This window comes from Rhodovibrio sodomensis, assembly GCF_016583645.1.
Taxonomy (GTDB): Bacteria; Pseudomonadota; Alphaproteobacteria; order Kiloniellales; family Rhodovibrionaceae; genus Rhodovibrio; species Rhodovibrio sodomensis.
Window position 1 is genome coordinate 17960 of sequence record NZ_NRRL01000043.1, and the last position, 19326, is coordinate 37285.

Below are 19326 nucleotides of genomic sequence, written 5' to 3' on the forward strand. Positions count from 1 at the left end.
CTAAAGCACCTATACACCGCACCGGCCTCCGCTATCTTCAAGTTGCGCTGTTACGCCGTTACAGCCCGCCACACGGGAGAATCAGACGATGGCCGTCTACGCCTACTGCCGGGTCAGCACCGGGCGCCAAGCCGAAGAGGGCGAGAGCCTCGACGTTCAACGCCGGCAGGTCGAGGGCTACGCGACCATGCTGGGGCTTCAGATCGACCATGTGTACGTCGAGCGGGGCGTGTCGGGGTCGAAGCCGCTCTCGGAGCGTCCAGAGGGCGCCCGCTTGCTTGCCGTTCTCCGCGAGGGGGATACCGTGATCGCGCCAAAGCTCGACCGCATGTTCCGCTCGGCGTCAGACGCGTTGGCGGTGGGCGACGACCTCAAGAGGCGCGCGATCTCCCTCCACTTCATCGACCTGGGCGGCGACGTGACCGGCAACGGGATCAGCAAACTGGTCTTCACGATCCTGAGCGCTGTAGCCGAGGCCGAGCGCGACCGCATCCGGGAGCGCATCCGCGACGTGAAGACGGACCAGCGCCAGCGGCAGCGCTTCCTGGGCGGCGCGAAGCCGTTCGGCTACCGCGTCGGCGATGACGGGGAGTTGGTGCCGGATGAGCGGGAGCAGGCGGCGCTAGCGCGGATAAAGGAACTGCGGAGCGCGGGTGTCGCGCTGCGGCGGGTCGCGGAGACGGTGACCGCTGAAACCGGAGTGTCGGTGTCACACATGCTAGTTTGTCGCGTTTCGCGCTGTAACCATTTAGACCGCTAAATGCACCAAAAAAGCATTCCACTCGGGCGGGCTAGTCACGACCTTTTTTCCGCCTGCGCTCCTGATCGTTATCACCGTAGTTGCGCAAAGCTGATCGTGTTGCGCGCCTCTGATTTTCATCAAATTTGCTTTTTGCATCAGAAATGGGATTGCTGCACCAATCAGTGGATATTCCCCTCCGTCGTGCCTCTTCCTCCAGAGGCCTGTACATCTCCTTCATATATTCAAAAAATCGGCGGGTCCGTTCCTTCCGTATGTTAAATCGAGCAAGAATATCGCGTTCGTCGTAAATCTTGTCTGTTAAATCTCGTAGTTCTGTCCAAACATCTTCGTCGGGAATGAAGGTGTCCATCATGACATTCTCAAGATACATGATGTTGGCAATAAGCTCTCGCGCTATGTAGCCCCCTAACCTGGTAGGTATAAAGCTCGCTTCCAAAGAAACCTCAGTTTGTCCGGCGGTCTGCAAAAAACGTAACCAGCATAAATCTCTCAGCACATGTAGGCATATTGTCTCGCCAAACCCCATCTCGTCGAAAATTTGAGAGATGCGTTCGCCGTCTACACTTTGCACACTACCTTTCCCGCCTTCATTTACACAGCCAGCCAGCACAAACAGTCTTAAAAGTTGTGCTTTGGTTTGTGATAGCTTCGCGTCGAATGGATTGCCAATAACAGAATATTCTTCCGAGTATATTGATCGGTTGCCCAACATAATCGCGCGCAGGGCCTCGTGTTGAGGCATAACATACTTGCCAGTCCGCTGGTATATATCGAGCGCTTTACCGGTTGCTGTATAGCCAAATTGCAAGAACTCCCGAGTCATCCGTAGAGCGAGTCGAATATCAGATGTTGCAAGAATGTCAATCAAGTTGCCAACTTCGGTTCCCAAAACAGAAGTCTGGACAAGATCAATTACGACCGATAAGTCGTCTAATTCAAACTTTATCCCGCTTTCCGAGGTAAACTCGCCTGATTCGCCTTTAAGTAGTTCGCGAGCTAATAAAAAGCGCTTGGATAGCACAGAAGAAACAACGGGTGGGTCAATATAAATCGGATCAAAATCAAAAGCATCAAATATAGGCAAATTACGGTTGCGAACGTAGGTTTTTTCACGGAGAGATAGCATTAAATTCATGTGATTCCGTTGTGCAATAGCCATCGTGTCTGAGAAAATTTGAGATTGGAATTCATCGCGCTCGAACTGATCAATGTTATCAACGACCAAAAACACCGGCGCATTCTTAACGGCCTGGGCAAGAAGGCGTTCAACGTAAGGTTGAACCTCGTGATACTCAGTGAGAATCATTTCAGTAATTTTCTTGTTCGCCTCATCTTCGTTTTGGGAGAGAAGAAAGAGGGGTCCCTTCAAGAGCGATTCGATTTTGTCTTTGTAAGCGGGCCGAATACATTTGTGCCAATCCGAAAAATAAGAATCGGATTGCATGTATTCGAAAATTTTATGGAATATGAAATCTGTTGGCTTTTCATCAAGAGCTAGCTCCCGCCCATCTACATATATCCAGTGTGGGTATGGTTCGTCCTTTGGCGGGACGAACTTCTGGGCGGCAGAAATACGTCTGCTGTAGTGGATGAATGTTGTCTTTCCAGCGCCGACAGTGCCGAGGACCAACATCGCCAGTGGGCGCGCCCGTTGGGACGCTTTCTCTATCGCGTCACCAACGTAACCTTCTCGGCGGCGGCCTTTCTTACCTTCAGTGCTTTCGCGGAGTGGGCGAGCTGGGGCTTTAGGTAAGACGGGTTGGCGTTTCGAGATATGCATATTAATTCGGCGATCAAAGCGCGTACGCTCTGGTGTTGAAACGTAGCACTTTTCAAGAAGTGACTCATCAGAAAGTATGCTATCTTCGTTGAAAGCCGTCGTTATTGCATCTTCGATCAGGTGGAACAGATTCTGGCGGTGAATTTTGTGAAAGGGGCGGTGATAAAATTGGTTCAAACGTCTTTGATGATATTGGTCCTCAATGCGGCCCAGTAGATCATTCTCGAGGCTTCCATTAATGACATTCTCGCGAGCTAAAAGATCGTAAAACTCATCAAAGCCATCACCTAGAACCGTTTGAAGAGAGGGAAAAATTATCGCCGAAGATTGTGATAAAGGGATTTGATCGACGCGGTGACCCGGAAAAATAATCCATGACGAGCCATTTGTGACTAAAGAGAATGGGATGCTTTGCTGAACAGCGTAATCGCGAGCTTGCTTGATCGTTTCACCGAGCAACCCTTGTAAGATTTTGCCACGTAGGTTTGTGCGGCGTAAGTTCGGGACATCACCGAAAGTATCTCCAACCTTTTTTGCTTCCACGACAAATGCGGTGCGGCCCGTCCGAAAAATATAGTCTGCGTAAACGTTTCTTCCATCATGATCAATGCGCTCTTCGACTGTGACATCGTCATACGTCCAACCAAGAAGACCAAAGAAAATTTGGTCGATAACTTTTAACCGGGTCTCGGCTTCGTTTGCCGAGTGGAGAGACAAGTTGCTGTAGGTTTTTAAGAGAGACTCGCGATCAACGGTCATACAGACTACCTACGTTAAAGCGCTTATAGCGAATCCGCGTTTTCAGAGGTTATCAGGAAACTGGTGTTAGGTCAGGTGTTTGGGTGCCAACGCTATGGGCGTGGCCGACGGAAGGCGCGATGTCGGTAAGTTTATCTCATCAAGGTGGTGGCGCGCGAAGCTGCGACCGATGTGAAGCGCTTTCCGATGAATGGGACTGGATTGAAAACAGGACGCGGCACACCCGACAACTCGTGTATTTTTGTAGTGTAAGGTTCAGGTATCTCGACACGTCGGCTTACGAGACCCACCCTTCAACGCTAAGGTAGACGACGTTGGCGTCGCCACAAACGGGCCACACCAACTGGCGTGGGTGTCGAGCACACGAGTAACGCCTGGGGTGTGGAGTTTTTGAAGCACTGTGGATAACGCAGTCAGAAACCAATGACCCTGTCGCTCCGGAGGCCGACGCTCTATCCAGCTGAGCTACGGGTCCTGCGTCGCAACGCGTTGCGGACCATAAGCCCTCTGCCCCGGCCCGACAACCGGGTTTCAGAGGCGATCGGTCAGGCTTGGGCGGCCCCCCGTGCCTACTGCCGGATCATGCCGCCCATCGGGCCGCCCTGCATGGCGTCAGGCATCTTCGACAGGTCCATCACCCGGGTGCCTTCGGGCAGGGTGAACAGGTGGTTCGGCTGGTCGCCGCGCGCGACCTCGGTGAGCGTGATCCGGATCGGCGAGCTGCTGCCGTCGGAGAAGCTGACCGTGCCGGCCAGCTTGACCCGGATGCCGTCGTCGGTGACCCAGGCGTAGCCGTCGAAGGTGGTGCCATGGCCGTTGTCGCCGGCGATCCGGTACTTGGTGGTCGCCAGCCCGTTGACCGTCTCCTCGCCCACCGGCTCGGCGTCGAAGCCCTGCAGGTCGCCCGAATCCAGGTCGCGCATCGCGCGTTCGTAGTTCATCTTCATCGCCGCGTTCATGCCGGGCATCAGCATGAACAGCTCCTGGTCGGCCGGGCGGGTGATGATCGTCACCGTCTGGCCCTGGGTCTGCATTTCCCGGCGCTCGCGCAGGCCGTCGCGGTAGACGGTCGCCCGCATCGAGCGGCCGCCCTTCACCTCGACCAGCTCGACCGCCTTGTAGCTGGTCTGCGGGCCCGGCACGGTCTCGGCCGCGGCCGGCCGGGGCGCCGCGAGCAATGCGGCGGCGGCGAGGACAAGCGGGGCGACAAACACGCGGATGCGCATCACGGCGGGGACCTCCCGGGGTCGGTCTTGGCTCGGGGTTGCGGTTGGGCGTTGCGGCTCGGCAGCGCGGCTCGGCAGCGCGGCTGGGCTGGGACTGTAACCCGTCGCGCCCCGGTTGTCTTGGCTTCAGCCCAGGACCGCGGAGCTGACCGAGAGGTAGTGCAGGCTGGCCGCGATCAGCACGAACAGGTGCCAGAGCGCCTTGTGGTAGGTGAACCGCTTCATGACGTAGACGCCGACGCCCGCGGTGTAGGTCACCCCGCCCGCCAGCAGGAGCCACAGCGGCCCCGGATCGACCGAGTCGATCAGGCTGTCGAGCGTCATCACCACGCTCCAGCCGAGCAGCAGGTAGAGCGCGATCGACAGCCGCTCGAGCCGGCGCGGGTAGCCGATCTTGAGACCGGCCCCGGCGAGCGCGCAGGCCCAGACGAACGCCGTGAACCCGACCCCCCAGGCGCCGCCCACCTTGACCAGCATGAACGGCGTGTAGGTGCCGGCGATCAGCAGGAAGATGGTGGCGTGGTCGATCGCCCGCAGCCGCTCGATCCGGTGCGCGGCCCGGGTCATGTTGTAGGCGGCGGAGAACGCCAGCATCGCGACCAGCGTCGCGCTATAGATAAGCAGGCTGAGCCAGGCGAGCGCGCCGGTGCCCGGCTGCAGCGCCGCCCGGCCCAGCAGCACGGCGGCGGCGATCAGGCCCAGCGGCACGCCCAGCAGGTGCACCACGGCATCCGCCCGGCGGGCCAGCTGGGCCTGCCGGCGGGTCAGCCCGCGGTCGCGCCGTCCGGGCGCGGGACTGTCGGGTTGCGGGTCGGCGGCCGGATCGCGCATCGCGGGCGGCAGGATACGTGTCGCTGGCGGGTTTATGAAGGGTGCGCGCGTCGGCGCACAAACCGGGCCGGCGGCTGGATGCCGCCGACCCGGGTGGCGTCGATCCGGCTTGGCATCGATCCGGGGTGGCGCTCAGCCGAGGCGCTTGCGCGCCAGCGCGAACCCGCCGGTCACGACCAGGCCGTAGATCAGGTGGCCGGCCAGCGCGGCCCAGGTGATCGCGCCCACGCCCAGCAGGAACGGCAGGCCGGAGACCGGCGCCACGATGCCAAGGGCGAAGAACCAGGTGGCTGCGCCCAACACCGCGCCGTCGGCCGCCCAGCCCAGGCTCTTGATCCGGGTCGCGGCGAGGTAGCCCGCCGGGTAGACCAGCAGGCCGGTGGCGAGGTGCACCGCCTGCGCGGCCGCCTGGCCGACCGGCAGGCCGAGGACGTTGGCGAACAGGCTCTTGACCAGCCCGGTCGGCTGCAGCGGCCCGCCGATCCACACCGGGGCGATCGCCCGGGCGAAGATTTCCCAGGCGACCAGCGCGGCGGCCGCGGCGATCAGCAGCGCCGCGCCGGTACGGCCGTCGATCCGGGCGTTGTGGCTGAAAGTGGCGATGGACATGGTGGAACCTCCCTTGGGTTTGCTTCGGGCTTGCCGGGCAAGCCCCGGCGTCTCGCCCGAGCCATGTGCCATCGCCGCGCACCCGAGCGACGTGCGGGATCACACTTCACCACCCTGTGACGGCGCGTGAGCGAGAGCTTGCGCGCTCGCGCCGCGATCCGCCGGCCCACGATCCGCCGCGCTACTGCACGCCGGCGCGGATCCGCTCGGGCCGCGGCAGCGGGTCGATGCCGCCGTTGTCCAGCGCGGCCTCGGCCCTGGCGTCGGCGCCGGAGGGCAGGGGGCCTCGGCCGCCCTGGGCGATCCAGGCGCGGATGTCGGCCCAGATCTTGGGCGCGTGCAGGTCGCGCAGCATCATGTGCCAGCCGGTGTCGTAAAGCGCCCGGGTATGCCGCCCGGCCATCCGCCGCCACAGCTTCTCGATCGGCCCCGGCGGAACGATCTCGTCACGCCGACCGTACAGCGCCAGAGTAGGTTGCCGCAGCGCCTCCGCCGCCGCCAGTGCCTCGCCCATCAGGCGGGTCAGGCCGTAGATCGCGTCGACCCGGCTTTCGCCGATCACCAGCGGGTCCTGGCTAAACCGACGCAGCATCGGGATGTTGTCGGACGGCAGCCGGTCCAGCCCCGCGCCCGACAGGCGCATCCACGGCACGGTGTGGACGCTCAGCCACAGCGCCGCGCGCTGGTAGAACGGCATTTCCGAGAGCGCCCAGACCGCCGGTGCCGCCAGCACCGTCCCGTCGACCCCGGCCAGACCGCCGCGCCCGTCCGCGGCCAGGATCACCGCCCCGCCCATCGACGCGCCCAAGAGATAGATCGGGGTGTCCCGGTGGCGCGCGCGGATCAGCCGGACGGCGGTGCGCAGGTCGGCGACCAGCGCCTGCGTGCCGGGCCACAGGCCGGCATGCTCGGTGCGCCCGAAGCCGCGCTGGTCGTAGGCGTAGAGCGCCATGCCGTGCTGCGCGAACCAGCGCCCGGGCATGGCGAAGGCGTGGGCGTAATCGTTGAAGCCGTGCAGGCCGATCAGCACGGCTTCGGGATCGCCGTCCGGCAGCCAGCGTTCGACCGGCAGACGCGTACCGTCGGCCATGACCAGCGCGTCGTCCGCCAGCCGCGGCGCCTGCGTCGCCTCGCCCGGCGGCACGGTGCGGGGTGCGCAGGCCGCGAGGATGAGCAGCAGGGCGATGGAGAGAAGGTGCAGGGCAGTGCGGCGGGTCCCCTCTCCTCCACGTGGGAGGAGAGGGCTAGGGTGAGGAGGTTGCCGCGGCCGTGCAGGTGTGCGGCGTGCCAGGCTTCGGGCGGTCTGCAGAGCCACCTCTCCCTGTCCCTCTCCCCCCATTGGCGGAGAGGGGACGCGCCGCATGGCTGTGCGCACTAACGCGATGCCGTTTTGGACCCGCCGGAAGACGGACTGGACGCGTTGACAGGACAGCAAGGGCATCCGCGCGCCCGCGGGCCGCGAGTTACGACGCCGCCGCGGCGTCCTGGCTGTCATCCGCCTCGCTCGGGGAGGTCAGCTGGAGGAAGATGTCCTCCAGATCGGTCTCTTCGGTGGAGACGTCGACGATCGTCAGGCCGGCGGTGTGCACGGCTTCCAGGATCTGCGCCACCGGGCTCTCGCTGGCGCGGTAGCGGAACACCAGCCGGCCGTGCCGGTCGAGCTCCGGCTGGAACGGCTGCAGGGCGGCCGGCACCGCGTCGACGTTTTCCGCGACCTTGAGCGCGAGCGCCTTGGTGTCCAGGCGCTTGAGCAGGTCCGGCGTGGTGTCGCAGGCGATCACCTGGCCGTGGTTGATGATCGCGATCTCGTCGCACAGCTCCTCGGCTTCCTCGAGGTAGTGCGTGGTCAACAGGATCGTGGTGCCGCGCCGGTTCAGCTGGCGCACGTGCCGCCACAGCTGCCGGCGCAACTCGACGTCGACGCCGGCCGTCGGCTCGTCCAGCACCAGGATCGGCGGATCGTGCACCATCGCCTTGGCGACCATCAGCCGCCGGCGCATGCCGCCCGACAGCGTGCGGGCATAGGCCTCCGCCTTGTCGGTCAGGCCCATGATCTCCAACAGCTCGTCGGTGATCCGCTCGGTCTTGGGCACGCCGTACAGGCCCGCCTGCAGGTCGAGCAGCTCGCGCGGCGTGAAGAAGGGGTCGATGTTAAGCTCCTGCGGCACGATCCCGATCGCCGAGCGCGCTTGGCGCGGCGAACGGTCGATGTCGTAACCCCAGAGCTTCATCGTGCCGCCGGTCTTGTGGACCAGGCCGGCCATGATGTTGATCAGCGTCGACTTGCCCGCCCCGTTCGGACCCAGCAGGCCGAACAGCTGGCCGCGCCGGATGTTCAGGTCGACGGTCGTGAGCGCCTTCTTCGCCGCGCCCTGGCCGCTGGCGCGGTAGGTCTTGTCCAGCGCCTTGACCTCGACCGCGTACTCGGGCAGGTCCGCGCTGTCGCGGCTGCTGGCCGCGCCGGCCGTGTCGGCCACCGGGTTGGACGCGCTCGGATAGGGTGTCACGTTGCCCTGCGCCGGCGTCTCCGGCGCGCCGGTCGGGCGCTGGGCGCCGGTCCGGTGCTGGGCATCTGTCGGGCGGTCGTGATCGCGGGGCATGTGCACCAAATGGGTAACGCGCGGTCGCCTTCAAGCCGCGCCGGCCGGCGGGTTGCCGCGGCGGCGGCTGGCGCGGGCGCGACGGGGGGCAGGCGACTGGGGCAACAGCGGCGATTGATCGCGGGCGTGGTGTCGCTATCATCGCCCGCGCACCCGGTCAACGCGGACCCCCGGGCCGGACGGCGGACCCCGCCATGCGCGGGCCGCAGAGCGGACAGTCGAATAACCTCACGAGAGCGCACCCTACAAGAGCGTAAGGACACGAGCCTTCATGCAGCCAGTCGAGACGGTCTACGTCGAGACCGAGACGGTCGCCTGCGACGGCGGCCCGAACCCCGCGCTGGGCCATCCGCGCGTGTTCCTCACGATCGAAGGCCACGGATCGGTGGATTGCCCCTATTGCGGCCGCCGTTACATCCTGAAGGAAGGCGCCAAGGTCGGCCACGGCCACTAGGTGCCGCCGGGTCGCGCGCGACCCGCTAGCGTAGCCATCGTATCCGGTCCATCGCATCCATCGCACCCGGCGGAGCAGCGCACAGCGTCATGGCGAGCGACAGCAGCGCCCAGCAGGCGGACGGCCCCGCACCGGCCGAGACCGGCGGTAGCCAGGCCGCGGGCAACACGGCCGTCCGCCACCTCTACCTGGTGGACGGCTCCGGCTACATCTTCCGGGCCTACCACAAGCTGCCGCCGACGATGACCCGGCCGGACGGCACGCCGACGTTCGCCGTCTACGGCTTCACCAACATGCTGGTGAAGCTGCTGCGCGAGATCGGCGAGCGCGAGGCGATTGCGGTGATCTTCGACGCCAGCGGGCACAGCTTCCGCAACGACATCTATCCCGAGTACAAGGCCAATCGCCCGGAGATGCCGGAGGACCTGGCCCCGCAGATCCCGCTCTGCCGGGAAGCGGTGCGCGCCTTCAACATCCCCTCGATCGAGCAGGAGGGCTACGAGGCCGACGACCTGATCGCCTCCTACGCGCGCCTGGCCGAGCAGCAGGGCGCCAAGGTGACGATCGTCTCCAGCGACAAGGACCTGATGCAGCTGATCCGCCCGGGCATCGACATGATGGACCCGATGGACGGTCGGTTGATCGGCCCCGAGGAGGTCGAGAAGAAGTTCGGCGTCGCCCCGGAAAAGGTGGTCGACGTGCAGGCGCTGTGGGGCGATTCGGTCGACAACATTCCAGGCGTGCCCGGGATCGGCCAGAAGATCGCCGCCGAGCTGATCCAGACCTACGGCGACGTCGAGACCCTGCTGGCGCGCACCGGCGAGATCAAGCAGAAGAAGCGCCGCGAAAACCTGGAGACATACGCCGACCAGGCGCGGATCTCCAAGCAGCTGGTCCGGCTCGACGACGCGATGGCGCTGACCCACGCCCTGGAGGACCTGCGCGCCCGCGATCCCGATCCGCAGGTGCTCAAGGGCTGGCTGGAGGCGCAGGCCTTCACCTCCCTGCTCGCCCGGCTGGACCTGGAGGGCGAGAAGTCGGGCCAGCCCGCCCCGGACGCGGCGGAGGCGGACTACGAGCTGGTCCAGACCCAGGACCGCCTGGACGCCTGGATCGCCGAGGCGTTCGACACCGGCCTGGTCGCGTTCGACGCGGAGACGACCTCGCTGAACGCGCTGAGCGCGCAGTTGGTCGGCGTCTCGCTCGCGACCGCGCCCGGGCGGGCCTGCTACGTCCCGCTGGCGCACACCGGCGAGGGCGCGGGCCAACTCGACCTGTCGGGCACGGGCGCGCCGAGCCAGGTCGACTTCGACGCGGCGCTCAAGGCGCTGAAGCCGCTGCTGGAAGATCCGGGCACGCTCAAGATCGGGCAGAACATCAAGTACGACCGGGTCGTGCTGGCCCGCTACGGCCTCAAGGTGACGCCGATCGACGACACCATGCTGCTGTCCTACGTGCTGGAAGGCGGGCAGCACGGCCACGGCATGGACGAGCTCGCCCAGCACCACCTCGGCTACCAGACGATCCCCTACAAGGAGGTCGCCGGCACCGGCAAGCAGCAGGTCACGTTCGATCGGGTCGCGCTCGACAAGGCGCTCGACTACGCCGCCGAGGACGCCGACATCACCTTCCGCCTGCACGCCCTGCTCAAGCCGCGGCTGCTGCCCGAGCAGATGGTCAGCGTCTACGAAACGCTGGAGCGCCCGCTCTCCCAGGTGCTGACCGACATGGAACGCGCCGGGGTCAAGGTCGACCCGGCGGTGCTGAAGGAGATGAGCCGCGACTTCGGCGAGCGGATGACCCAGCTGGAGGAGCGGATCTACCAGCTGGCCGGCAAGCGCTTCACCGTCGGCTCGACCAAGCAGCTGGGCGAGATCCTGTTCGACGAGATGGGCCTGCAGGGCCAGCGCAAGGGCAAGTCCGGCGCCTACTCGACCGACGCGGAGGTGCTGCAGACGCTCGCCAATCAGGGCCACGACCTGCCCGCACGGGTGCTCGACTGGCGGCAGATCCAGAAGCTGAAGTCGACCTATACCGACGCCCTGCAGGACGAGATCAACCCGGACACGGGGCGGGTGCACACCGCCTTCCAGCAGGCCGTGGCCAGCACCGGCCGGCTGTCGTCGACCGACCCCAACCTGCAGAACATCCCGATCCGCACCGAGGAGGGGCGCAAGATCCGCCAGGCGTTCGTCGCCGAGCCAGGGCACACGCTGCTCAGCGTCGACTACTCCCAGATCGAGCTGCGCCTGGCCGCGCACATGGCCGAGGAGAAGAGCCTGCAGCAGGCGTTCCGCGAGGATGCCGACATCCACGCGATGACCGCGAGCGAGGTGTTCGGCGTGCCGGTCGAGGGTATGGACCCGTCCGTGCGCCGGCAGGCCAAGGCGATCAACTTCGGCATCATCTACGGCATTTCGCCGTTCGGCCTGGCCCAGAACCTGGGCATCGAGCAGTCGGCGGCGAAGCAGTACATCGACACCTATTTCGAGCGCTATCCGGCGATCAAGGCGTTCATGGACGCCAAGAGGTCGTTCGCCAAGGAGCACGGCTACGTCGAGACGCTGTTCGGCCGGCGGATCTACCTGCCGGAGATCAAGTCGAAGCAGCCCGGCCGCCGGGCGTTCAGCGAGCGCGCGGCGATCAACGCCCCGATCCAGGGGTCCGCGGCGGACATCATCAAGCGCGCCATGATCCGCCTGCCGCGCGCCCTCGACGACGCCGGCCTGACGGCGCGGATGCTGCTGCAGGTGCACGACGAACTGCTTTTCGAGGTCCCGGAGGCCGAGCTCGAGGCGACCTCCAGGCTGGTCCGCGAGGTGATGGAGCGCGCCGCCGAACCGGTCGTCGACCTCGCCGTCCCCCTGGTCGCCGAAGCCGGCACCGGCAAGTCCTGGGCCGAGGCGCACTGAGGCGCCCATGCGGGCGGACCGCGCGCCTCTCTCCGCCACCGAACGTGTTCCCTCTCCTCCAATGGGAGGAGAGGGCTAGGGAGAGGCGGGTGCCCGCGGCATCGAAGGGCGGCGGCAACCTCCTCCCCTCGCCCCTCCTCCCACTGGAGGAGGGGAATCAGTTAGGCGTGTCGTCAGTGGTACAGCCCGCCCGCGCGCTCGCGATCGCCAGGCCGACGTGCGGCACCGTCAGCGCGGCGAGGCCGGCGAACACCACCTGGACGCTCGCCCGGGCGGGCTGGCTGCCGCCGTCGAGCAGGATCCAGGCGAGCGCGGCGAGCGCGATCGTCAGGCTGGTCAGCGCGATCGCGCTCGCGGTAAAGCGGCGCAGGCCGTCGCGGAAGTCGCGCGGCGCGATCCGGGCGATCACGCTGAGCGAATGGCGCGGCGCATGCCAGAAGCAGAAGTAGCCGGCGAACGCCAGCAGCGGCGGCAGCACGGCGACCAGCAGCAGCAGCGCGCCCAGCTCGGCCGCGAGCAGCCCGCGGTTGCGCCACGCCGCCCAGATCATCAGCCCGCTGGCGCCGGACAGCAGCACCGTCGCCGGCAGGGCCGCGGCCTGCACCACCGCAAAGATCGTCTGCAGCGACGTGCCGGGGGTCAGTAGCGAGAACAACTGCCCGGTCGCGGAGGGGTGGAAAAGGACCGGCCCGGCCACCGGGATCGACCCGCGCAGCAGCCCCTCCGCGAGCCGGCCGGCGCGGGTCGCCAGCAGGCGGTCCTGCTCCACGTCCTCCGCGCCGAAGTGCAGAATGGCGAGCGCCAGGAACGCCAGCAGCAGGACCGGCGGCGCCGCCGCCCAGCCGGCGATCACCAGCACCGCGGCGCCGACGTAAACCCCGGCAAAACCCGCCGGCCACGCGCCGGCGAGACGTGGGCGCAAAAGCGCGCGGCCCTGCAGATGATCGACCGCGCCGTGCGGCAGGCCGAGCAGCGCGACCGTGAGCGCCAGCACCACCAGTTGCGCCGTCATGCCAGGCGCCCCCCACAGGCCGACCGCCAACAGCCCCGCCGTCAGCCCCAGGGCGGCCAGGCGATGGCCGCGTTGCCAGCTGGCGGGGATCTGGGCGGCGGCGGCAAGGGTCATGATCGGGGAACCGGGCTGTCTGGATCGGCGTCGGCGACGGGCGCCCGTTGTCGGGGGTGGGGCCGGAGCGCGCGTGGGAGACTAACCGCCGCCGCGTGGCGCAGAAAGGCTCCGGTCGGCAGGGCTGTCATGACCGCCAGATGATCCAGCGGTCCGCCGCGTTCCATCAGGAAGCGCACCAGGCGGTCGGCGGGCACGCCCGCGAACAGCCGGCCGAAGTCGTCCGGGGCCGCGTCCGGCCGGGCGATCAGACGGGCCAGGAAGACGCGGTCGAGCCAGTCGGTGATCCGCCCGCGCATGCGGACCGGGCCCGGGGTGCCGCGGGCCGCCCGGGCGGCGAGCGCCCGGCTGTGCCGCTGGATCGGCAGGAAGGCGTAGCCGGTCGACCCGCGCGGCGCGCCAGCGCGGGTGCCGATCGGGATCACGCCGGGGCCGCTCGCCCGCTCGCCCAGGTTGGGCACCATCGGGATCGCGCCGCGCTCGCTGCCCAGCGTCTCGACGCCGCTTGGCAGACGCTGGGCGAGGGCATCGTCCAGCAGCCCGTCCAGCCGGCCGGCGGGCAGGCGGGTGGCGGCGAACACGGTCGCCTCGACCAGCGCCTCGCGCGGGCTGTGCGGCAGGACGTAGAGGAACGCGATGCCGTGGCGCTGCGGCAGCCGGAAATCCATCAGCTCGCACGCACTGGTGTCGAACACGTCACGGTCGCTCCGGATGCGCCGGCCGACGAACTGCTGCAGCAGCCGCGTGCCGCTCGCCGTTTCCGGCAGACGCGGCGGCCGGCCGTCGTAGACCAGGTCGGCCGCCAGCGTCCCGGCGTCGGTCTGGACCCGCCGGCCGTCCAGCCGCTGGACGCGCGTGCCGCGCCACAGGTGCACGTTCGGGGCCCGCGCAATGCGCGCGAGTGCGTGGGCGTAGACGTCGCCCGCGCTCAGCCGGGCGTAGGCGCAGGTCCCGGTGCAGCGGTGCGCGCGCGTTCCGTCGTGCACCCGCCAAGTCGGCCAGCGGTCGGCGATCAGGTGGCGGAAGGGATGGTCTTCGGTGTCCCAGAAGCACCAGGTCCGGTCGTCGGTGTAGGTGTGGCGCGGCTCGACGACCGTGATCCGCGCCTTGACGCCGTGGTCGAGCAGCTGCAGCACCAGGCTGAGCCCGGCCAGCCCGCCGCCGAGGACGGCGATCTCGCGGGGTTGGTCACCGGTCATACCGGACCTCGTGTCACGGTGTGTGGGGAGCGCCGGTCGTCGCAGCGGTTCCCACGCGATCTGACGATCGCGCGGCCCCTCGCTCTCCCCTCAAGGGAGAGGGGATGGCTTCGCTCGGGGGAGAAGGACGGAGCGGGGCACGGCACGACGGCCGTGCCCCGCTCCGTCTAAGGAACTTACGCGCCCTGCTTCGCGGTCTTGCCGCTCGGCTGGGGGCCGTAGCCTTCGGCCTCCGACTTGCGCATCGCGATCATGTAGATCAGGACGCCGAAGACGGCCTTGGCCACCACGTCCGCCAGGGAGTAGCCGACCTGGACGAACGTCTCGGCCGTGGCCCCGGTCAGGCCCAGCATCGGGAACAGGAACACGATCGGATAGAACAGCCACGCCCCCACGGTCAGGTAACGTGCCGCGTTGACCAGGCCGCGCGCCTCCGCGGGCTGCTTGTTCACGGCGTTGGTCAGGCCGATGAACAGCTCGTAGACGATCCAGGCGAACGGGATCATCGAGAGCACCCAGAAGGTCCACCGCGTGGCGTCGTCGGTGGCGACCTCGCCCGGATATCCCAGCACGATCATCAGCGCGGCGAGCAGGCCCAGACGGGTTGCGGTCTTGACCGTCTCGGCGCGCGGCAGCCGCATCACCAGGATCAGCTCGATCAGGAGCAGCGGCACCGTGAGCAGCCAGTCGACGTAGCGATAGGCGTCGTTGAACGGGGTGCCGGTGGCCTGCACCGCGCCGTCGGCGATGGTGTAGGCGGCGTCCCAGCTCTCCGCGATCCGGAAGTAGTGGTAGAACGCGATGAAGGTCACGAGGCCCGTGATCGTCATCGCCGTCTTGTAGGCCGGGGCCACCTGGTTGCGCCCGAACCAGAAGAACACGGTCGCGGCGCCCATCACCGCGATCGTGAACGACAGGAAGTTGTAGACCAGATTGTACTGACCCACGGAAAGCTCGATCGGCATGGTGCAGCCTCTCTCTCGTTACGGGTCGATTGCCGCGCGTGCGGTCGGGATCGTCCGGCAGCCGGCGGCACGCGCGGCATGCAGCGCGGCAATGAGAGTGGGCGCCGGCGATAAAGTTTTGGAGTCCTAAAGTCGGAAAACTGAGTAACGTGGGTTAAGGTGAGCAACCGTGACGCAGGTGTCGCGCGCGCCGCCGTCGCACCTGGCCCCTGGCGCACGTGGTCGGGCTTGGGCGGGCGGACTTGCAAATCGGGCCACGCTGATGCATCTGGCGGACGATGAGTGATCGCACGACCGCGCCCGAAGCGCCCGAAGCGCCCGAAGCGCCCGAAGCGTCGGCACCGGGCGGGCCCGACCCGGTCTGGCTGTTCGACCTGGACAACACGCTGTATCCCTACGCCTGCCGTCTGTTCGACCAGGTCGACCGGCGCATGGGGGAGTTCGTGGCGGGCTATCTGGGGCTCGACGCGCTCGAGGCGCGGGCGGTGCAGAAGCGCTACCTGCGCGACTACGGCACCACCCTGACCGGGCTGATGCAGGTGCACGGGCTGAGCCCCGAACGTTACCTGTCCTACGTCCACGCGATCGATCTGTCGCCGGTCGAACCGGCCCCGCGGCTCGACGCCGCGCTGGACCGTCTGCCCGGGCGCAAGCTGATCTACACCAACGCCAACACCGGCCACGCCGATGCCGTGCTGACCCGGCTCGGGATCGCCCACCACTTCGAGGCGGTGTTCGACATCGTCGCCGCCCGCTTCACGCCCAAGCCGCACCGCGAGCCGTTCGACCGCCTGCTGACTCAGCACGGCATCGAGCCGGACGGCACGGTGTTCTTCGACGACATGCCGCGCAATCTGGCCCCGGCGGCGGAGATCGGCATGACCACCGTCTGGGTGGAAAGCGACAGCGCCTGGGCGCGCCTGGAATACACCGGCGACGAGCCGTTCGTGCACCACCGTACGCGCGATCTGGCGGGCTGGCTCGACGCCTGTGCCGGCCGGGCCCCGGGCGAGGTCGCGAAAGCTTGACCGGCCCCGGCGGCTGACGCATCGTCCGCGCGGTTTTGCGCCCCGGCCGCGCGCCTGTTCGCGCGCGGCGGACGCCACCCCGCCCGACCGCCCGCCGATCCGAGATACCGACCGTCAGCCACGGAGCTTAGAGCCGCCATGAACCGCGAAGACCTGCAGCAGGCGATCGACCAGGCCTGGGAGCAGCGCGGCGAGATCTCGCCGGACACCACGGGCGTCACCCGCGACGCCGTCGAGCTCGCGCTGGACGGGCTGGATTCCGGCACCTACCGCGTCGCCGAGAAGGTCGACGGCGCGTGGCAGGTTCACCAGTGGCTGAAGAAGGCGGTTCTTCTGTCGTTCCGCCTGTACCCGAACAAGACCATCCTGGGCGGGCCGCAGGACCAGACGTTCGGCGAGGCGGCCTGGTTCGACAAGGTGCCCAGCAAGTTCGCCGACTGGACCGACAAGCACTTCCAGCAGGCGGGCTTCCGCGCGGTGCCCGGTTCGATCGTCCGGCGCACAGCGTTCATCGCGCCCAACGTCGTGCTGATGCCGAGTTTCGTGAACGTCGGCGCGCGGGTCGACGGCGGCACCATGGTCGACACCTGGGCGACCGTCGGCTCGTGCGCGCAGATCGGCCGGAACGTCCACCTGTCGGGCGGCGCGGGGATCGGCGGCGTGCTGGAGCCGCTGCAGGCGAACCCGGTGATCGTCGAGGACAACTGCTTCATCGGCGCGCGCGCGGAAGTGGCCGAGGGCGTGATCGTCGAGGAGGGCTCGGTCCTCTCGATGGGCGTTTACATCGGCCAGTCGACCAAGATCGTCGACCGCGAGACCGGCGAGGTCTACCGCGGGCGCGTGCCCAGCTATTCGGTCGTCGTGCCCGGGACCATGCCGGGCAAGAACCTGCCCGACGGGTCGCCCGGCCCGGGACTGCACTGCGCGGTGATCGTCAAGCGGGTCGACCAGCGGACCCGCGACAAGGTCTCGATCAACGAGTTGCTGCGCACCTAGCACGGCCCCACCTGTTCCGTCATGACCCAGCCGCTTGACCCGGTCGCCTGCGCGCAGGAGCTGATCCGCTGCGAAAGCGTGACGCCGGCCGACGGCGGCGCGCTGGATCTGCTGCACGACATGCTGGCGCGGCTGGGCTTCGAGTGCACCCGCCTGCCGTTCCAGGACGCGGGCACCGATCCGGTCGACAACCTGTACGCCGAACGCCAGGGGCCGGCCCCCAACGTCTGTTTCGCCGGGCACACGGATGTCGTGCCGGCGGGCGACCCCGAAGCCTGGAGCGTGCCGCCGTTCGCCGGCGCGCTGGTCGACGGCCAGCTGATCGGCCGCGGCGCGGTCGACATGAAGGGCGCGATCGCCGCCTGGGTCGCCGCCGTCTCCCGCATTCCGATGCAGGCGGGCACGCTGTCGCTGCTGATCACCGGCGACGAAGAGGGGCCGTCGGTCAACGGCACGCGCAAGGTGCTGCGCTGGCTGGCCGATCGGGGAATCGAGCTCGGCTGCTGCGTGGTCGGCGAGCCGACCAGCGGCACGCGCCTGGGCGACACCGTCAAGATCGGCCGTCGCGGCAGCCTGAACGCGACCATCGCGGTCTACGGCACGCAAGGTCACACCGCCTATCCCCAGCACGCCGACAATCCGCTGCATCGTCTGGCGGCGGCGCTGAACGCCCTGGCGCACGACCCGATCGACGACGGCAGCGAGCATTTCGAGCCGACCCGCCTGCAGGTCACCAGCGTCGACGTCGGCAACCCGGCGACCAACGTGATCCCGGCCTACGTCACCGCGAACCTCAACGTCCGGTTCAACGACCTGTGGGATTCCTTCGCGATCGAGCGGTGGATCCAGGACCGCCTGGACCGGCATTGCCCGCGCAATTCCCTGGCGGTGCGGGCGACCGGCGAATCCTTCCTGTCGGCGCCGGGGCCGCTGTCGGACGCGCTGGTCGGCGCCTGCGAAGAGGTGCTGGGCGCCAAGCCGGAGCTCGGTACCGGCGGCGGCACCTCCGACGCGCGCTTCATCAAGGACGCCTGCCCGGTCGCCGAACTGGGCCTGAGAAACGCCACCGCGCATCAGGTCGACGAGCGCACCAGCGTCGACGACCTGTACCGCCTGACCGACGTCTACGAGGCGGCGCTCAAGCGTTTACTGGAGACCGGCTGACCATGCTGCCGGTCCCGCCCGCCCAGGAGACGCTGTCCGGCCTGTACGGCGCCTGGCGGCTGCTCCGGCGCGACCCGCAGCAGGCCATGGCCTGCTTCCGCGAGGATGCCGCGGGATTCTGGAACTCCTTCTTCGCCGCCGTCCTGGTCGCCCCCGGCTATGCCGTGCTGGTCGGCCTGCATCTGGCGGGCGGCGGGGTTTCGGCCGACTGGGCGTCGACCTTCCTGATCCACACGGAAGCCTACGTCCTCACCTGGCTCGCGTTTCCGCTCGCGATGTTCTACCTCGCCAACGGGCTGCAGCGTCCGGAGCGGTGGGTACCGTTCGTGATCGCGCTGAACTGGTCGAAGGTGATCCAGCTGGCGATCTACCTGCCGCTGTCGCTGCTGGCGGCGATCGGCTTCGGCGGGCCGCAGGGCTCCGCACTGATCACCATGGTCGCGCTTGCGGTCGTGCTGATCTACCAGTGGTACGTCACCCGGACAGTTCTGCAGATCGACGGCCTGCCGGCCGCCGGCCTGACCCTCCTGGACTTCATCCTCGGCCTGTTCATCACCAGCACCGCCGACGCCGCGCTGGCGGGGTGAGGGCGAGGCGGCCGTAAACCGGGCTTCTGTAACGGGCCTCTGGTGGTCAACCCCCTTTCGTCAAAACCCCGCCGCCGGTGACTTGCTTCTGTCCGCAGTCGGCGCATCGGCCGCTGCTGTATGGGGTCCGGAACAGGACCGGCCGGTCAATCTAGGAACGCGCAGTGGCTTGGCCCTGCTCCCCGATTTGCGACCTGGCGGGATCCCGCGTCCCGGCGACGGGACCTCGGGGACGGAGTTGCTCGCTCAGCTCCCCGCCGCGTCTATGTTCTCCTTGTCGAACCGAGCCCCCGGCTCATGCCGGCGCCTCGAATCGGAAGGTGGTCT

The 19326-nt window shown here is 67.1% G+C and carries 16 protein-coding genes; 7 read left to right on the forward strand and 9 right to left on the reverse strand.

Annotated features, from left to right (window positions below; translation table 11 throughout):
• Positions 1-88: 88 nt before the first annotated feature.
• Positions 89-760, forward strand: a complete 672-nt coding sequence (locus tag CKO28_RS14935) for a recombinase family protein (RefSeq protein ID WP_200341599.1) — start codon at positions 89-91, stop codon at positions 758-760.
• Positions 761-791: 31 nt separating this feature from the next.
• Here CKO28_RS14935 and CKO28_RS14940 read toward each other — a convergent pair whose 3' ends face one another.
• The 6 genes from CKO28_RS14940 to CKO28_RS14965 form a co-directional block, all read right to left on the reverse strand.
• Entirely contained in the window at positions 792-3302 is a 2511-nt protein-coding gene (locus tag CKO28_RS14940) for a hypothetical protein (protein WP_200341600.1), read from the reverse strand.
• A gap of 569 nt (positions 3303-3871) precedes the next feature.
• The gene (locus CKO28_RS14945; protein ID WP_207168831.1) at positions 3872-4528 is read right to left on the reverse strand and encodes a hypothetical protein; all 657 of its coding nucleotides are present in this window, start codon (positions 4526-4528) and stop codon (positions 3872-3874) included.
• Between the two features lie 126 nt (positions 4529-4654).
• Complete coding sequence (gene trhA / locus CKO28_RS14950) at positions 4655-5359, reverse strand: PAQR family membrane homeostasis protein TrhA (protein ID WP_200341602.1); 705 nt, start codon at positions 5357-5359, stop codon at positions 4655-4657.
• A gap of 132 nt (positions 5360-5491) precedes the next feature.
• Positions 5492-5968 carry a hypothetical protein gene (locus CKO28_RS14955; protein ID WP_200341603.1) on the reverse strand — a complete coding sequence of 159 codons (477 nt, stop codon included), beginning with the start codon at positions 5966-5968 and terminating at the stop codon, positions 5492-5494.
• A gap of 181 nt (positions 5969-6149) precedes the next feature.
• Positions 6150-7058 carry an alpha/beta fold hydrolase gene (locus CKO28_RS14960; RefSeq protein WP_242480582.1) on the reverse strand — a complete coding sequence of 303 codons (909 nt, stop codon included), beginning with the start codon at positions 7056-7058 and terminating at the stop codon, positions 6150-6152.
• Positions 7059-7431: 373 nt separating this feature from the next.
• Entirely contained in the window at positions 7432-8568 is a 1137-nt protein-coding gene (locus CKO28_RS14965) for an ABC transporter ATP-binding protein (protein ID WP_200341605.1), read from the reverse strand.
• 271 nt (positions 8569-8839) lie between these two features.
• Between CKO28_RS14965 and CKO28_RS28890 the strand changes: the two genes are divergently transcribed.
• Both CKO28_RS28890 and polA read left to right on the forward strand, forming a co-directional pair.
• Entirely contained in the window at positions 8840-9022 is a 183-nt protein-coding gene (locus CKO28_RS28890; RefSeq protein ID WP_200341606.1) for a zinc-finger domain-containing protein, read from the forward strand.
• A gap of 89 nt (positions 9023-9111) precedes the next feature.
• Positions 9112-11934, forward strand: coding sequence for a DNA polymerase I (gene polA, locus CKO28_RS14975; protein ID WP_200341607.1), 2823 nt, complete (start codon positions 9112-9114; stop codon positions 11932-11934).
• 157 nt (positions 11935-12091) lie between these two features.
• Here the strand turns inward: polA and CKO28_RS14980 are convergent, their stop codons facing one another.
• The 3 genes from CKO28_RS14980 to CKO28_RS14990 form a co-directional block, all read right to left on the reverse strand.
• Positions 12092-13060: a Brp/Blh family beta-carotene 15,15'-dioxygenase gene (locus CKO28_RS14980; RefSeq protein ID WP_200341608.1), complete on the reverse strand. Its 969-nt coding sequence runs from the start codon at positions 13058-13060 to the stop codon at positions 12092-12094.
• Complete coding sequence (locus tag CKO28_RS14985) at positions 13057-14259, reverse strand: lycopene cyclase family protein (RefSeq protein WP_200341609.1); 1203 nt, start codon at positions 14257-14259, stop codon at positions 13057-13059. The genes CKO28_RS14980 and CKO28_RS14985 overlap by 4 nt, the downstream gene beginning before the upstream one ends.
• A gap of 176 nt (positions 14260-14435) precedes the next feature.
• Positions 14436-15224 (reverse strand): bacteriorhodopsin-like, encoded by a 789-nt coding sequence (locus CKO28_RS14990; protein WP_200341610.1) that lies wholly within the window; start codon positions 15222-15224, stop codon positions 14436-14438.
• 278 nt (positions 15225-15502) lie between these two features.
• Between CKO28_RS14990 and CKO28_RS14995 the strand changes: the two genes are divergently transcribed.
• The 4 genes from CKO28_RS14995 to CKO28_RS15010 all read left to right on the forward strand — a co-directional run bounded on the left by CKO28_RS14995 (position 15503) and on the right by CKO28_RS15010 (position 18999).
• Positions 15503-16252 (forward strand): pyrimidine 5'-nucleotidase, encoded by a 750-nt coding sequence (locus tag CKO28_RS14995; RefSeq protein ID WP_200341611.1) that lies wholly within the window; start codon positions 15503-15505, stop codon positions 16250-16252.
• A gap of 138 nt (positions 16253-16390) precedes the next feature.
• Complete coding sequence (gene dapD / locus CKO28_RS15000; RefSeq protein WP_200341612.1) at positions 16391-17248, forward strand: 2,3,4,5-tetrahydropyridine-2,6-dicarboxylate N-succinyltransferase; 858 nt, start codon at positions 16391-16393, stop codon at positions 17246-17248.
• A gap of 21 nt (positions 17249-17269) precedes the next feature.
• The gene (gene dapE, locus CKO28_RS15005; RefSeq protein ID WP_200341613.1) at positions 17270-18412 is read left to right on the forward strand and encodes a succinyl-diaminopimelate desuccinylase; all 1143 of its coding nucleotides are present in this window, start codon (positions 17270-17272) and stop codon (positions 18410-18412) included.
• A 2-nt stretch (positions 18413-18414) separates the two neighbouring features.
• The gene (locus CKO28_RS15010; protein ID WP_200341614.1) at positions 18415-18999 is read left to right on the forward strand and encodes a hypothetical protein; all 585 of its coding nucleotides are present in this window, start codon (positions 18415-18417) and stop codon (positions 18997-18999) included.
• The last annotated feature ends 327 nt before the right edge of the window (positions 19000-19326 follow it).

Bases quoted from the DNA above. Each gene is read 5' to 3' on its own strand.
- CKO28_RS28890 (WP_200341606.1), top strand. From the start codon at position 8,840: ATGCAGCCAGTCGAGACGGTCTACGTCGAGACCGAGACGGTCGCCTGC.
- CKO28_RS14945 (WP_207168831.1), bottom strand. From the start codon at position 4,528: ATGCGCATCCGCGTGTTTGTCGCCCCGCTTGTCCTCGCCGCCGCCGCA.
- CKO28_RS14985 (WP_200341609.1), bottom strand. From the start codon at position 14,259: ATGACCGGTGACCAACCCCGCGAGATCGCCGTCCTCGGCGGCGGGCTG.
- CKO28_RS15010 (WP_200341614.1), top strand. From the start codon at position 18,415: ATGCTGCCGGTCCCGCCCGCCCAGGAGACGCTGTCCGGCCTGTACGGC.
- CKO28_RS14955 (WP_200341603.1), bottom strand. From the start codon at position 5,968: ATGTCCATCGCCACTTTCAGCCACAACGCCCGGATCGACGGCCGTACC.
- dapD (WP_200341612.1), top strand. From the start codon at position 16,391: ATGAACCGCGAAGACCTGCAGCAGGCGATCGACCAGGCCTGGGAGCAG.
- CKO28_RS14995 (WP_200341611.1), top strand. From the start codon at position 15,503: ATGAGTGATCGCACGACCGCGCCCGAAGCGCCCGAAGCGCCCGAAGCG.
- CKO28_RS14940 (WP_200341600.1), bottom strand. From the start codon at position 3,302: ATGACCGTTGATCGCGAGTCTCTCTTAAAAACCTACAGCAACTTGTCT.
- CKO28_RS14965 (WP_200341605.1), bottom strand. From the start codon at position 8,568: ATGCCCCGCGATCACGACCGCCCGACAGATGCCCAGCACCGGACCGGC.
- trhA (WP_200341602.1), bottom strand. From the start codon at position 5,359: ATGCGCGATCCGGCCGCCGACCCGCAACCCGACAGTCCCGCGCCCGGA.
- CKO28_RS14980 (WP_200341608.1), bottom strand. From the start codon at position 13,060: ATGACCCTTGCCGCCGCCGCCCAGATCCCCGCCAGCTGGCAACGCGGC.
- CKO28_RS14935 (WP_200341599.1), top strand. From the start codon at position 89: ATGGCCGTCTACGCCTACTGCCGGGTCAGCACCGGGCGCCAAGCCGAA.
- polA (WP_200341607.1), top strand. From the start codon at position 9,112: ATGGCGAGCGACAGCAGCGCCCAGCAGGCGGACGGCCCCGCACCGGCC.
- CKO28_RS14960 (WP_242480582.1), bottom strand. From the start codon at position 7,058: ATGGCCGACGGTACGCGTCTGCCGGTCGAACGCTGGCTGCCGGACGGC.
- CKO28_RS14990 (WP_200341610.1), bottom strand. From the start codon at position 15,224: ATGCCGATCGAGCTTTCCGTGGGTCAGTACAATCTGGTCTACAACTTC.
- dapE (WP_200341613.1), top strand. From the start codon at position 17,270: ATGACCCAGCCGCTTGACCCGGTCGCCTGCGCGCAGGAGCTGATCCGC.